Source organism: Kitasatospora sp. NPDC051702, from assembly GCF_040681575.1.
GTDB lineage: Bacteria > Actinomycetota > Actinomycetes > Streptomycetales > Streptomycetaceae > Kitasatospora.
In genome coordinates, this window is sequence record NZ_JBFAZB010000010.1 from 122,485 (window position 1) to 135,757 (window position 13,273).

Below are 13,273 nucleotides of genomic sequence, written 5' to 3' on the forward strand. Positions count from 1 at the left end.
CCCGGCTGGGCCCGGCCCGCCCAACCGGTGGGAGCCCTGTCCGTACCCTGACCCGTCCCTGAGAAGGGCTTAGGGACACACCCTGATGCGCCCGCGTGCGCGAGCGTGGAACCATCGGTGCCGTGGCAGCACCCGGTACCGATCCCCGACCCCTCGCCCCCGACACCGCGTCGGCGGGCACCGACCCGAGCGTGCCCGACGGCGGGCGGCCGCCCTACCGACGGCTCTACCGCAGCCCGCAGGGACGGATGCTCGGCGGTGTGGCGCACGGCCTCGCGGTGCACCTCGGGCTGCCGGTGCGGTGGGTCCGGCTGGCGTTCGTGCTGCTGTTCTTCGCGCAGGGCATCGGCGCCCTGCTGTACGCGGCGTTCTGGTTCGTGGTGCCGATCGGCATCGGCGAGCCGGCGCAGCGCGGCGGCGCGCACTGGGTGTACGTCAACGGCGGCTTCGTCCCGACCGGCCAGGGGCAGCAGCAGGGCGGGGCGCTGACCAAGGGCGGCCGCGGCGGCTGGCTCGGCCGGCTGCGCGAGCTGCTGCAGCACGCGCTGCAGGGCGAACCGGCCGCGCCGGCCGCGGAGGGGGAGGGCGCCGCGCCCGGCGGCCGCCCCGGTCAGGGCGGGCTCGGCCAGCTCGCCGCCCTGGTGATCACGGTGATCGGCCTGATCGCGCTGCTGAACGTGCTGGGCGTGCAGACCGCCAAGCCGTACACCTGGCCGCTGCTCGCGATCGGCGTCGGCGTCGCGCTGGTCTGGCGGCAGGCCGACGACTCGCGCTGGCAGCGCTGGTTCGGCCTGGAGGAGGGCGACCGGCGCCGCGGCGCCTACACCCGGGTCGGCGTCGGCGTGCTGCTCGTGGTGGGCGGCACCATCGCCTTCCTCGCCGTGCAGGGCAGCGGCTCGACCCTCGGGTCGGTCGTCGAGGCCTCGCTCGCGGTGCTCGCAGGGGTGCTGGTCCTGCTCGGCCCGTACGGGCTGCGCCTGTGGCAGGACCTCGGCGCCGAGCGCACCGCCCGCATCCGGGCCCAGGAGCGGGCCGAGATCGCCGCGCACGTGCACGACTCGGTGCTGCACACCCTGACCCTGATCCAGCGTCGGGCCGAGGACCCCAAGGAGGTGCTGCGGCTGGCCCGCGCCCAGGAGCGCGAGCTGCGGCTCTGGCTGTACCGCCCGGAGGCCGCCGCGGAGGCCGCCCCGGACACCATGGCGGAGAGCCTGCGGGCCGTCGTGGCGGAGGTGGAGGACCGGCACGGCGTCCCGGTCGAGCTGGTGATCGTCGGCGACTGCCCGATGGACGAGCGGATCGCGGCACAGATGCAGGCCGCGAGGGAGGCGACCGTCAACGCGGCCAAGTACGGTGGCGGGGGACCGGTCCAGGTCTACGCCGAGGTCGAGGGGAGGACCGTGATGGTGTTCGTCCGCGACCACGGCCCCGGCTTCGACCCCGACACGGTGCCGGAGGACCGGATGGGCGTACGGGAGTCGATCATCGGCCGGATGAAGCGCAACGGCGGCACCGCACGGGTGCGGCCCGCGCCGGACGGCGGGACCGAGGTCGAGCTGGAGATGGAGAGAACGAATGACTGAGGCAGCTCCGGAGCGCACGGCGAGGGTCGTCCTGGTGGACGACCACCGGATGTTCCGGACGGGGGTCAGGGCCGAGATCGGCCGCACCGACGTGACCGGCATCGACGTGGTCGGCGAGGCCGACGACGTGGAGTCGGCGGTCCGGGTCGTCGCCGAGACCAGGCCGGACGTGGTGCTGCTCGACGTCCACCTGCCCGGCGGCGGCGGCGTCGAGGTGCTGCGCCGCTCGGCCGGGCTGATGGGCGAGGCGGGGGGAGCGGTCAAGTTCCTGGCGCTGTCGGTGTCGGACGCCGCCGAGGACGTCATCGGCGTCATCCGCGGCGGTGCCCGCGGCTACGTCACCAAGACCATCACCGGGACCGACCTGGTCAACGCGGTCTTCCGGATCGCGGACGGCGACGCGGTGTTCTCGCCGCGGCTGGCCGGCTTCGTGCTGGACGCCTTCGCCGCGACGGACACCCCGCCGGTCGACGAGGACCTGGACCGGCTCACCCAGCGCGAGCGCGAGGTCCTGCGCCTGATCGCGCGCGGGTACGCCTACAAGGAGATCGCCAAGCAGCTGTTCATCTCGGTGAAGACGGTGGAGAGCCACGTCTCCGCCGTGCTGCGGAAGCTGCAGCTCAGCAACCGGCACGAGCTGACCCGCTGGGCCACCGCCCGCCGCCTGGTCTGAGCCCGCACCCGGGCCCCGTCGAGCCCGCCCGGCCCGTTCCGTACGGGCCGGGCGGGCTTGTCGGTGGGTGGCCATAGACTCGGAGTGCCATGAGTAGCCTCTTTGACGACCTCCCGCTCCCCGGTTTCGAGGCCCCCGCCGCCGGGTCGAAGCAGCCCGCCGCACCCATCGACGAGGAGCCTCCGCCGTACGAGGGCGACGTCCCGTACGACGCCTACGAGGAGGCGATCCCGGACGGCTTGTTCCACACCGACCACGCCGCCGAGGCCGAGCGGGACGCCTGGTACCGCAACGGCGCCGCCCGCCCGGTGGTGGACCCGGCGCAGCTGCTGGAGGGCATGAACGACCCGCAGCGCGAGGCGGTGCTGCACGCGGGTTCGCCGCTGCTCATCGTGGCCGGCGCCGGCTCCGGCAAGACCCGGGTGCTGACCCACCGGATCGCCCACCTGCTCGGCGCCCGCGGCGTGCAGCCCGGCGAGATCCTGGCCATCACCTTCACCAACAAGGCCGCCGGCGAGATGCGCGAGCGCGTCGAGGCCCTGGTCGGCCCGCGGGCCCGGGCGATGTGGGTCTCCACCTTCCACAGCGCGTGCGTGCGGATCCTGCGCCGCGAGTCCAAGCTGCTGGGCTTCACCTCCAGCTTCTCGATCTACGACTCGGCCGACTCGCAGCGCCTGATGTCGCTGGTCTGCCGCGACCTCGACCTGGACCCGAAGCAGTTCCCGCCGAAGTCCTTCACGGCGAAGGTCAGCAACCTCAAGAACGAGCTGATCGACGAGGAGACCTTCGCCGACCAGGCCGCCAACCCGATGGAGAAGAAGCTCGCCGAGGCGTACGCCCTCTACCAGCGGCGGCTGCGCGAGGCCAACGCGCTGGACTTCGACGACATAATCATGACGACGGTGAACCTGCTGCAGGCCTTCCCCGACGTCGCGGAGCACTACCGGCGGCGGTTCCGGCACATCCTCGTCGACGAGTACCAGGACACCAACCACGCCCAGTACATGCTGGTCCGGGAGCTGAGCGGGGGCTCCGTCGCCGCCGCGCCCAGGCGCACCGTCGACGGGGACTTCGTGAACCCGGCCGCCGCCCACCTCGCCGAGGTGCCGCCCGCCGAGCTGTGCGTGGTCGGTGACGCGGACCAGTCGATCTACGCCTTCCGCGGCGCGACGATCCGCAACATCCTCCAGTTCGAGGAGGACTACCCGAACGCGACCACGATCCTGCTGGAGCAGAACTACCGCTCCACGCAGACCATCCTGAGCGCCGCCAACTCCGTCATCGAGCGCAACGCCAACCGGCGCGAGAAGAAGCTCTGGACGGCCGGCGAGCACGGCGAGAAGGTCGTCGGCTACGTCGCGGACGACGAGCACGGCGAGGCCCAGTTCATCGCCGACGAGATCGACCGGCTCACCGACGCGGGCGACGCCAAGCCCGGCGACGTCGCGATCTTCTACCGGACCAACGCCCAGTCCCGCGTGTTCGAGGAGGTGTTCATCCGGGTCGGCCTGCCGTACAAGGTGGTCGGCGGGGTGCGCTTCTACGAGCGCAAGGAGGTCCGGGACGTCCTGGCGTACCTGCGGGTGCTCTCCAACCCGGAGGACACCGTGCCGCTGCGCCGGATCCTCAACGTGCCCAAGCGCGGCATCGGCGAGCGGGCCGAGGCGATGATCGACGCGCTGGCCGCGCGGGAGCGGATCTCCTTCGCCCAGGCGCTGCTGCGGGTCGACGAGGCGTACGGGATGGCCGCGCGCTCGGCCAACGCGGTGAAGAAGTTCAACGTGCTGCTGGCCGGTCTGCGGCAGGTCGTCGAGTCGGGCGCCGGCCCGGCCGCGGTGCTGGAGGCCGTCCTGGAGGAGACCGGCTACCTCGCCGAGCTCCAGGCCTCCACCGACCCGCAGGACGAGACCAGGGTGGAGAACCTCCAGGAGCTCGCCTCGGTGGCGCTGGAGTACGAGCAGGACCCGGGCGAGCGGCCGGACGCCGGCGAGGACGGCGCGCCGCCGGTCGGCTCGCTCGCCGACTTCCTGGAGCGGGTCGCGCTGGTCGCCGACTCCGACCAGATCCCGGACGAGGACGAGGAGGGCCGGGGCGTCATCACGATGATGACCCTGCACACCGCCAAGGGCCTGGAGTTCCCGGTGGTCTTCCTGACCGGCATGGAGGACGGCATCTTCCCGCACATGCGGGCGCTCAACCAGGTCAAGGAGCTGGAGGAGGAGCGGCGGCTCGCCTACGTGGGGCTCACCCGCGCGCGGGAGCGGCTCTACCTGACCCGCTCGGTGCTGCGCAGCGCCTGGGGGCAGCCCGCCTACAACCCGGCCTCGCGGTTCCTGGAGGAGATCCCGGACACCCTGGTGGAGTGGAAGCGGACGGGCGCGGCGCAGGCACCGGCCGCACGCGGCTTCTCCTCGGGCTCGTCCTGGGGCAGGTCCTCGTCCGGGGGCGGGGGGCAGCGCTCCTCCGCGTCCGCCTCGGCCGCCCCGAAGGCGGGCTGGGGGCAGTCGGCGCGGCGCGGCGGCAAGGTCGTCGAGCGGGACGTCGTCTCGCTGGCGGTCGGGGACCGCGTCACCCACGACACCTTCGGGCTGGGCACGGTGGTGGGCGTCACCGGTGTCGGCGACCGGGCCCAGGCCACCGTCGACTTCGGCACGGAGGGGCGCAAGCAGCTGCTGCTGCGGTACGCACCGGTGGAGAAGCTCTGACCCCCGGGCCGGGCGCCGGGCAGGGGCCGGCGGGGGCCGGTCCCAGCAGGGGTCCGGCCTGGCGGGGGTCCGGTCCTAGCGGGGGTCCAGTCCGTTCGAGAGGAACCACGGCAGCGGGTCGACCGGCCCGCTGCCGGCCGGGCGGATCTCGAAGTGCAGGTGCGGCCCGGTGCTGTTGCCGCTGCTGCCGACGAAGGCGATCACGTCGCCCTGCTTCACCGGGCCCTTGCGGACCTTGTACGCCCGCAGGTGGCAGTACCAGGCCTCGGTGCCGTCGGGCATCTTCAGTATCGACATGTAGCCGTACGACGGGTTCCACTGCGTGCGGATGGTGCCGTCCGTGACGGCCACGACCTGGGTGCCGCCGTCCACCGGGAAGTCGATGCCGGTGTGGCGGTTCGCCCAGTGGGTGCCCGCCTCGCCGAACAGCTCGCCGAGGCCGTGCTGGGCGACCGGCATGACCACCTTGGGCTGGGCGGGTTCGGCGGTCGGCTGGGCGGTCGGGGTGGCGCCGGGGGCCGTGGCGTCGGCGGGCTGGGCGCCGGACAGCGGCTGCCGGGCGTCGCCGCGGGAGGCCTGGGCCTGGTCGCCGACGGCGAGCGCCTGCTGCGCGGACGCCTTCGCGGCCGTGGCGGCCGTGCCGTCCGGGGCGTCGGCCGCCGTCGACTGCGGGGGGACCCGGCCGGCCGCCTGCGCGCGCTGGTCGGCCTCGCCCTGCACGGTGACCGCCGCGGCGGCGGCGACCCCGAGCGCGGCCACCGACGGCAGCGCGACCCGCAGCAACGCCGTCCGGGTGGCGGCCCGGGCGGCGCCGCGGCGCTGGGCGCGGGACTGCTCGCGGGCCGCGAGGCGCAGCTCCGCACGGGTCGGGCGGGCTGCTTCGGGAGCCATCGGGGGCTGCCTCCTCGGTGGGCCTCGGGCGCGTCGTCGGGCGTGGGGAAAACCGGGGGGAAAACAGCCGAGACTGTAGTCGCAAGGCCGACGCCCCCGAAAAACCAGCGCTTGTCAAGGGGTCGGCCGGGGGTCCGTGCGGACGGCGGCGGACGGGTATACCCACTGGTAGCAAGGCCGGTGGCTTGTGACTTTGCCCTCCTCTTGGGGGGTGGCACGACCAACGGGGTCGGGTGGCGCTAACCTCCCCTCAGGTTGGTTATTGACCGTTAACCGAGCCCGCGGCCCACGAGGTCCGGTCGGACGGTGGACGACGATGTCCAGGAGGCAGTCATGAGTGTGTCGGGGCCGATCCGTGTGGTGGTCGCCAAGCCGGGGCTCGACGGTCACGACCGTGGCGCCAAGGTCATTGCGCGCGCCCTGCGCGACGCCGGTATGGAGGTCATCTACACCGGGCTGCACCAGACGCCCGAGCAGGTCGTCGACACCGCGATCCAGGAGGACGCGGACGGCATCGGGCTGTCGATCCTGTCCGGCGCCCACATGACGCTGTGCGCGCGGGTGCTGGAGCTGCTGAAGGAGCGCGACGCCGAGGACATCAAGGTGTTCTGCGGCGGAATCATCCCGGACGAGGACATCGCCGAGCTCAAGGCCATGGGCGTCGCCGACATCTTCACCCCGGGCACGCCCACCCGGGACGTCGTCGCCTGGGTCGAGGCCAACCTGCGGGCGGCCGGCTGAGGCCCGCCCCTCCCCCGAAGCGGTAGCGCGCACGGCCGAGCGGGCCGCCCCCTCCGGAGGGGGCGGCCCGCTCCGCCGCGTCAGCCGCCGAGTTCGGCGAGCATCGCCGCCCGGAAGCGCAGGGTCCCGGCCAGCCGGGCGAAGGTCTCCGACCACGCGGAGTCCGGGGCGGCCCCGGCGGCCAGCTCCTCCACGGCGGCCGCCGTCTCCGGGGCGAGCGCCCGCTCCGTCATCCCGAGCACCCCGCTGTGGCTCCACGGGTACGCGCCCGAGCCGGCGGCCCGGGCCAGGGCCGTCACCACGGCGGTGGACAGCGGCGGCGTCCACGGGGTGGCGCAGGCGCCCAGCAGCTGGAAGGCCTCGCCGAGGCCGTGCACCTCGATGAACGCGGCCGTCCAGGCGGCCCGCTCCCCGGGCGGGAGGACGGCCAGCAGCTTGGCCGGGGCACCGGTGGCGCGCGGCGCGCGGGGCCGTCCGGAGCCGCGGACGGGCGGGGCGGGGGCGGGGCCGAGCAGCGCCCGGGCCCAGTCGGCGTCGTGCTGGCGGACGGCGGCCCGCGCCCAGGCCTCCCGCAGGTCGTCGGCCCAGCTGCTGCTGGTCTCGTCGATGCTGTCGCCGACCCGCAGGGCGAGCAGCTGCTCCGGGGTCAGACCGGTGCTGCGGGGCCAGGTGGCGAGCGGCGCGGCGGCGACCACCTCGCCGAACCACCAGGCCCGCTCGCCGCGCCCGGTGGGGGAGGTGGGCGCGATGCCGTCGCGCTGCATGGCCGCGTCGCACTCGGCGGGCGGGGTGACCAGCAGGTGCGTGCCGGCGTCGGCGAGGCGGACGGCGGCCAGCGCGCGCTCGGCCATCCGGTGGGCCAGGGCCGAGCCGGGCAGGGTGGAGAGCAGCTCGGCGGCCGTGGCGCGGACGTTCTTGCTGCGGTCCCCGAGGGCGGCCTCCAGGAACGGTTCGTCGGCGGCGGAGAGGCCGTCCTGCAGGGCGTCCAGGAAGAGCAGGCGGTCCTCGGCGCGCTCGGTGGGCCAGGTGCCGCTCAGCAGTTCCAGACCGGCCGCCGGGTCCCGGCGGCGCAGCAGGGTGAGGTGGGTGACCCGTTCGGCGAACAGGCCCTCGTGCCACAGGTGGTGGTCGACGGGCTGCCCGGGCCGTCCGGCCGGATCGCCCGCGGTGCGCAGCACGAACCGCCAGTCGGGGTTCTGCTCGGCCAGCCAGCGGCCCAGCGGGCCGGCCAACGCGACCGCGTCGGGGCGCAGTTCGCTGCGGGCCCGGGCGGCGTCGAGCAGGCCGGGTACCAGGGCGCCGGGCGGCCGCAGGCCCCGGGCGCGCGCGGTGGCGAGCCACTGCGGGAGCAGTTCGGCCAGGTTGGCCAGGGTGCTGCCGCCGGTGCCGCCGGAGCGGCCGGCCAGCAGCACGGCGAGCCGGCGGGCGGCCGGCTCGGGCAGCACCGGGCGCCGGTCCTCCGGCGCGGGCGGGCCGGGCGGGCCGGCGGCTGGCACGGGCAGGGCGCCGGCCCGGCGGCGGACGGTGGCGAGCGCGGCCAGCTCCAGCAGGGCGGTGGCCGGGTCGGACCGGTCGACCTCGTCGGCGAGCGGCAGCGCGGCGGCCGGGAGCGGGCGGCGGTCGGTGCCGAGCAGCGCGGTGGTGTGCAGGGTCTCCCACGGGTCCTGGGTGGTCGTCATGTCCGTTGCTCCTACGCAGTGGTGAGGCCGATCGGGCGGTCCTGGCCGGACCAGGCCGTGACCGGGGCGAAGCCCTGGTGGCCGTACTCGCCGAAGACGGTCAGCGGGCGGCCGGTGGAGACCGCGGCCAGCCGCCACAGCGCCGCCTCGGGGACGGCAGGGCCGTGCACGGGCACGGTGTGGTGGCCGTCCGTCAGGTGCCAGCCGTCCGGGGTGCGGACCGGCACGACCCCGGCGAGGACGGTCGGCCAGCTCTCCAGCCACGGGTCGTCGGCGACGGCGGTGCCGTAGCCGGCCACCGCCTCGGCGACGGCGAGGCCGTCGGGCGGGCCGGCCGGGCCGGGGGCGGGGGCGCCGTAGCGGGTGCCGAGGGCGGCGCGCAGCGGGCGGGCACCGGGGTGGAAGGCGAGGTCGGCCTCCAGCAGGTGGCCGGTGGGCAGGGCGAGGTCGGGGGCCTGGCCGGGCCGGCCGAAGGCCAGCAGCAGGGCGGGCCGGCCGGTCTTGGCGCCGCGCAGCCAGACCCGGCGGGTGGTCAGCCGGTCGTCGGAGCCCCCTTCCATCTGCACCGTCCGGCTGCCGAGCACCTGCCAGCGGTCGCGGACGGTGGGCCCGGCCAGGACCTCGGCGGTGTCGGCGGGGTAGCCGACCCGGGTGCGGACCGTCGCGGCGAGGTCGGCCGGCAGTTCGTCGAGGCGGGTGGCGGCGGTGGCGAGCAGGTGGAGCATCGCGTACTCCTCCAGGAGGAGGTCGGAGGGGACGGTGTCGAGCGTGCGGACCCGGGTGGCCAGGCCGGGTGCCTGCGCGTCGACCATCCGGGCGGCGACCGCCTCCCAGGGGCCGGCGGCGGACTGGTCGGCCAGGCCGTGCCGGACCCGGTCGGCCAGCCGCAGCCGGAGCTCGGCGGCGCCGGCGGCCACCCGGGCGCCCCGCTTCTCGGCCCGGCGGCGGGCGGCGGCAGGGTCGGCCGGGGCGGCGGCGCGCTTCTCGGCGCGCTCCCCGCGGGCCCGGAGCCAGTCGGCCGCCCAGTCGGCCGGCTCGGCGGCGGGGACGGCCTGCGGGGCGCCCGTCCAGAGCAGGAGGAGCCCGAGCGCGTGCTTGCACGGGAACTTCCGGCTGGGGCAGCTGCACTGGTAGGCGGGCGTGGCGAGCTCGACCACGGTGCGGTACGGCGTGCTGCCGCTGCCCCGGCACTCGCCCCAGACCGCGGTGCCGTCGGTGCCCGCCCCGGACCACGGCGCGGGCGAGGAGAGCTTGCCGGCCGCCTTCTGCGACGCGGCGTCAGGTGCCAGGGACAGGACGTGTTCGGTGCTCCAGCGTTCCTCCATGCGACCGACGGTAGGCGGCGGCACTGACATCGCCCGGGTGCCCGTCCGGCCCGCGCGCGAGGGCGCCCGCCGGTCCGTCAGGTGATGTCAGTGGCCCGGTGCAAGGTGGTTCCGCAGGCCGGGACGCCGACCTGGCTCCCCCCGATCACCCCGCCGCCGGGGCACCCGTGCACCCGGCGGCCGACCCGAAGGAGCCCCCCGATGACCGACGTTCTGCGGCAGCACGCCGAGGACGCCTTCGCCGGCGAACTGGCCGCCCTGGCCGCGCAGGACGACCGTCCGCGCCCGGAGCGCTGGAAGCTCTCGCCGTGGGCGGTGGCGACGTACCTGCTCGGCGGCGAGCTGCCCGACGGCACCCGGGTCACCCCCAAGTACATCGGTCCGCGCCGGGTGGTGGAGGTCGCCGTCACCACCCTGGCGACGGACCGCGCGCTGCTGCTGCTCGGTGTGCCCGGCACCGCCAAGACCTGGGTCTCCGAGCACCTGGCCGCGGCGATCAGCGGCGACTCCACCCTGCTGGTGCAGGGCACCGCGGGCACCCCGGAGGAGGCCGTCCGGTACGGCTGGAACTACGCCCGGCTGCTCACCCACGGCCCGAGCCGGGACGCCCTGGTCCCCTCGCCGCTGATGCGGGCGATGGCCGACGGGAAGATCGCCCGGGTCGAGGAGCTGACCCGGATCCCGGCCGACGTGCAGGACGCCCTGATCACCGTGCTGTCCGAGAAGACGCTGCCGGTACCGGAGTTGGGCTCCGAGACGCAGGCCGTGCGCGGCTTCAACCTGATCGCCACCGCCAACGACCGCGACCGCGGCGTCAACGAGCTGTCCAGCGCGCTGCGCCGCCGGTTCAACACCGTGGTGCTGCCGCTGCCGGGTTCGCTGGAGGAGGAGGTCGACATCGTCACCCGCCGGGTGAACCAGCTCGGCCGCTCCCTGGAGCTGCCCGAACTGCCCGGCGGCGCCGCGGAGATCAGGCGGGTGGTGACGGTATTCCGCGAGCTGCGGGCCGGGATCACGGCGGACGGCCGGACGAAGGTCAAGACCCCGAGCGGCACCCTCTCCACCGCCGAGGCGATCTCGGTGGTGACCAACGGGCTCGCCCTGGCCACCCACTTCGGTGACGGCGTGCTGCGCGCCGGGGACGTGACGGCCGGCATCCTCGGCGCCGTGGTCCGCGACCCGGTCGCGGACCGCGCGGTCTGGCGCGAGTACGTGGAGGGCGTGGTGCGGGAGCGCGACGGCTGGAAGGACTTCTACCGGGCCGCCCGCGAGGAGGTGCGATGACGGCCGACGTCGCGCTGCTCGGCATCCGGCACCACGGCCCGGGCTCGGCCCGGGCGGTCGCCGCCGCCCTGGAGCAGTGGCGGCCCGACGCGGTGCTGATCGAGGGCCCGCCCGAGGCCGACGGCCTGCTCCACCTCGCCGCCGGGACGGGCCTGGTGCCGCCGGTCGCGCTGCTCGCCCACGCCGTGGACGACCCGGCGAAGGCCGCCTTCTGGCCGTACGCCGAGTTCTCCCCGGAGTGGGTGGCGATCCGTCACGCCGTCGAGCGGGAGCTGCCGGTCCGCTTCATCGACCTCCCCGCGGGCCACGGTTTCGGTCCGGCCGCCGGGGAGGCGGACGGCGAGCCGGAGGAGCCGGCGGCCGATCCGCTGGCGCTGCTCGCCGAGGCCGCCGGGCACGACGACCCGGAGCGCTGGTGGGAGGACGTGGTCGAGCACCGCGCGCCCGGTGCGGACGCGCTGGCCCCGTTCGCGGCCGTCGCCGAGGCGATGGCGGCGCTGCGGGCGGAGGGCCTCGGCGAGTCCCGGCGGGACACCCTGCGCGAGGCCTACATGCGCCAGCAGGTCCGCGCCGCCCGCCGGGCCGGGCACGGCCGGATCGCCGTGGTCTGCGGGGCGTTCCACGTGCCCGCGCTGGCGGCCGCGCCGAGCGTCGCGCACGACCGGGCGCTGCTCGCCGGACTGCCCCGGAAGGTGCGGACGGAGGTCACCTGGGTGCCGTGGACGCACCGCAGGCTCTCCCAGGCCGCCGGCTACGGCGCGGGTGTGCGGTCGCCCGGCTGGTACCACCACCTGTTCACCACCGAGGGTGACCCGGTGCCGCGCTGGCTGACCCGGGCCGCCGAACTGCTGCGCGCCGAGGACCACCCGGTCTCCTCCGCCCACGTGATCGAGGCGGTCCGGCTCGCCGAGGCCCTCGCGGTGATGCGCGGCCGCCCGCTGGCCGGGCTGACCGAGACCCTGGATGCCGTACGGGCCGTGCTGTGCGAGGGCTCGGACGTCGCCCTGGAGCTCGTCCGGGACCGCCTGGTCGTCGGCGACGCGCTCGGCGAGGTCCCGGACACCGCCCCGGCGGTGCCGCTCCAGCGGGACCTCACCAGGCTGCAGCGCTCGCTGCGGCTCAAGCCCGCGGCCGAGCCCAAGGACCTGGACCTCGACCTGCGCAAGGACACCGACGCGGCCCGTTCCCGGCTGCTGCACCGGCTGCGGCTGCTGGGCGTCGACTGGGGCGTGCCCGCCCGGTCCGCCGTGAACTCCACCGGGACGTTCCGGGAGAGCTGGCGGCTCTGCTGGCAGCCCGAGTTCGCGGTCCGGATCGCCGAGGCCGCCCAGTGGGGCACCACGGTGGAGGAGGCGGCCACCGGCAAGGCCGTCGGCACCGCCCGCGCGGCGGCCGAACTCGCCGAGCTGACGGGCCTGGTGGAGACCTGCCTGCTGGCCGGCCTGCCCGGCGCGCTGCCCGCGGTGATGCGGGTGCTCGCGGACTGCGCGGCCCTGGACACCGACGTCGCCCACCTGGCCGGGGCGCTGCCCGCGCTGGTGCGGGCGCTGCGCTACGGCGACGTCCGCGGCACCGACCACGGTGCGCTCGGCGCGGTGGCCGCAGGGCTCGCCGACCGGATCTGCGTCGGGCTGCCGCCCGCCTGCGTGGGGCTGGACGCCGAGAGCGCTGCGGCCATGCGCGTCAGGATCGACGAGGTGCACGGTGCGATCGGCCTGCTCGGGCCGGGCGGACCGGCCGACCCGAACGCCGCGGGCGACCCGGACGCCGCGGACGGGCCCGGCGGCCCGGGCCCCGACGGCCGGAGCCCGGACGGCCTGGCCGGGCGTTGGGCCGCCACCCTGCGGGGCCTGGCCCGCCGGGAGCCGAGCGCCGGACCGGCCACCGGCGTCCCCGGGCTGCTGCGCGGCCGCGCCGTCCGGCTGCTGCTGGACGACGGCCGGCTCGACTCCGACGAGGCCGGCCGGCGGCTGCGCCTGGTGCTGTCCGCCGCCAGCGCCCCGCTGGACGCGGCCGGCTGGATCGAGGGCTTCCTCACCGGCGGCGGAGCCCTGCTGCTGCACGACCCGCGGCTGCTCGCCCTGCTCGACGCGTGGGTGAGCGGCGTCCCCGCCGGGGTGTTCACCGACGTCCTGCCGCTGCTGCGCCGCACCTTCACCGGGCTGGAGGCGGGCGTGCGGACCACGATCGGCGGCCGGGTGGCGGCCGGCCCGCTGGGCGAGGCCCCGGCCGGTGCCGACCAGCCGGGCGAGCTCGACCGGGGCCGGGCCGACGCGGCGGTGCCGGTGGTGGCGCTGCTGCTCGGGGTCCGGCCGCGGATCCCCCGGCAGGCTGCCGGGCGCAACACCTGACGCGGCCTCCCCGGGCCGCCCCCCCGGTCACCCCCGGTGTC

The 13,273-nt window shown here is 76.1% G+C and carries 9 protein-coding genes; 6 read left to right on the top strand and 3 right to left on the bottom strand.

The window, feature by feature from the left end:
- Window positions 1–191: 191 nt before the first annotated feature.
- From AB0N04_RS11940 to pcrA, 3 genes are all read left to right on the top strand, one after another.
- Complete coding sequence (locus tag AB0N04_RS11940; protein WP_360209220.1) at window positions 192–1,583, top strand: PspC domain-containing protein; 1,392 nt, start codon at window positions 192–194, stop codon at window positions 1,581–1,583.
- Window positions 1,576–2,256, top strand: a complete 681-nt coding sequence (locus AB0N04_RS11945; protein WP_360208987.1) for a response regulator transcription factor — start codon at window positions 1,576–1,578, stop codon at window positions 2,254–2,256. The genes AB0N04_RS11940 and AB0N04_RS11945 overlap by 8 nt, the downstream gene beginning before the upstream one ends.
- A gap of 89 nt (window positions 2,257–2,345) precedes the next feature.
- On the top strand, window positions 2,346–4,961 hold the full coding sequence (gene pcrA / locus AB0N04_RS11950) for a DNA helicase PcrA (protein ID WP_360208984.1): 2,616 nt from the start codon (window positions 2,346–2,348) through the stop codon (window positions 4,959–4,961).
- A 75-nt stretch (window positions 4,962–5,036) separates the two neighbouring features.
- Here pcrA and AB0N04_RS11955 read toward each other — a convergent pair whose 3' ends face one another.
- Window positions 5,037–5,852 (bottom strand): M23 family metallopeptidase, encoded by an 816-nt coding sequence (locus AB0N04_RS11955; protein WP_360208982.1) that lies wholly within the window; start codon window positions 5,850–5,852, stop codon window positions 5,037–5,039.
- A 333-nt stretch (window positions 5,853–6,185) separates the two neighbouring features.
- Here AB0N04_RS11955 and AB0N04_RS11960 point away from each other — a divergent pair, with 333 nt between their 5' ends.
- Window positions 6,186–6,593 (top strand): cobalamin B12-binding domain-containing protein, encoded by a 408-nt coding sequence (locus tag AB0N04_RS11960; RefSeq protein ID WP_350503520.1) that lies wholly within the window; start codon window positions 6,186–6,188, stop codon window positions 6,591–6,593.
- Between the two features lie 80 nt (window positions 6,594–6,673).
- Here the strand turns inward: AB0N04_RS11960 and AB0N04_RS11965 are convergent, their stop codons facing one another.
- Window positions 6,674–8,272: a DUF5691 domain-containing protein gene (locus AB0N04_RS11965; RefSeq protein WP_360208979.1), complete on the bottom strand. Its 1,599-nt coding sequence runs from the start codon at window positions 8,270–8,272 to the stop codon at window positions 6,674–6,676.
- Window positions 8,273–8,283: 11 nt separating this feature from the next.
- On the bottom strand, window positions 8,284–9,597 hold the full coding sequence (locus AB0N04_RS11970) for an SWIM zinc finger family protein (RefSeq protein ID WP_360208976.1): 1,314 nt from the start codon (window positions 9,595–9,597) through the stop codon (window positions 8,284–8,286).
- A 201-nt stretch (window positions 9,598–9,798) separates the two neighbouring features.
- Here AB0N04_RS11970 and AB0N04_RS11975 point away from each other — a divergent pair, with 201 nt between their 5' ends.
- Both AB0N04_RS11975 and AB0N04_RS11980 read left to right on the top strand, forming a co-directional pair.
- The gene (locus AB0N04_RS11975) at window positions 9,799–10,881 is read left to right on the top strand and encodes an AAA family ATPase (RefSeq protein WP_360208973.1); all 1,083 of its coding nucleotides are present in this window, start codon (window positions 9,799–9,801) and stop codon (window positions 10,879–10,881) included.
- The gene (locus AB0N04_RS11980; protein WP_360208971.1) at window positions 10,878–13,232 is read left to right on the top strand and encodes a DUF5682 family protein; all 2,355 of its coding nucleotides are present in this window, start codon (window positions 10,878–10,880) and stop codon (window positions 13,230–13,232) included. The genes AB0N04_RS11975 and AB0N04_RS11980 overlap by 4 nt, the downstream gene beginning before the upstream one ends.
- Window positions 13,233–13,273 lie beyond the last annotated feature (41 nt).

Excerpts from the sequence above, each read along its gene's own strand:
- AB0N04_RS11945 (WP_360208987.1), top strand. The coding sequence starts at position 1,576 with ATGACTGAGGCAGCTCCGGAGCGCACGGCGAGGGTCGTCCTGGTGGAC.
- pcrA (WP_360208984.1), top strand. The coding sequence starts at position 2,346 with ATGAGTAGCCTCTTTGACGACCTCCCGCTCCCCGGTTTCGAGGCCCCC.
- AB0N04_RS11955 (WP_360208982.1), bottom strand. The coding sequence starts at position 5,852 with ATGGCTCCCGAAGCAGCCCGCCCGACCCGTGCGGAGCTGCGCCTCGCG.
- AB0N04_RS11960 (WP_350503520.1), top strand. The coding sequence starts at position 6,186 with ATGAGTGTGTCGGGGCCGATCCGTGTGGTGGTCGCCAAGCCGGGGCTC.
- AB0N04_RS11965 (WP_360208979.1), bottom strand. The coding sequence starts at position 8,272 with ATGACGACCACCCAGGACCCGTGGGAGACCCTGCACACCACCGCGCTG.
- AB0N04_RS11970 (WP_360208976.1), bottom strand. The coding sequence starts at position 9,597 with ATGGAGGAACGCTGGAGCACCGAACACGTCCTGTCCCTGGCACCTGAC.
- AB0N04_RS11975 (WP_360208973.1), top strand. The coding sequence starts at position 9,799 with ATGACCGACGTTCTGCGGCAGCACGCCGAGGACGCCTTCGCCGGCGAA.
- AB0N04_RS11980 (WP_360208971.1), top strand. The coding sequence starts at position 10,878 with ATGACGGCCGACGTCGCGCTGCTCGGCATCCGGCACCACGGCCCGGGC.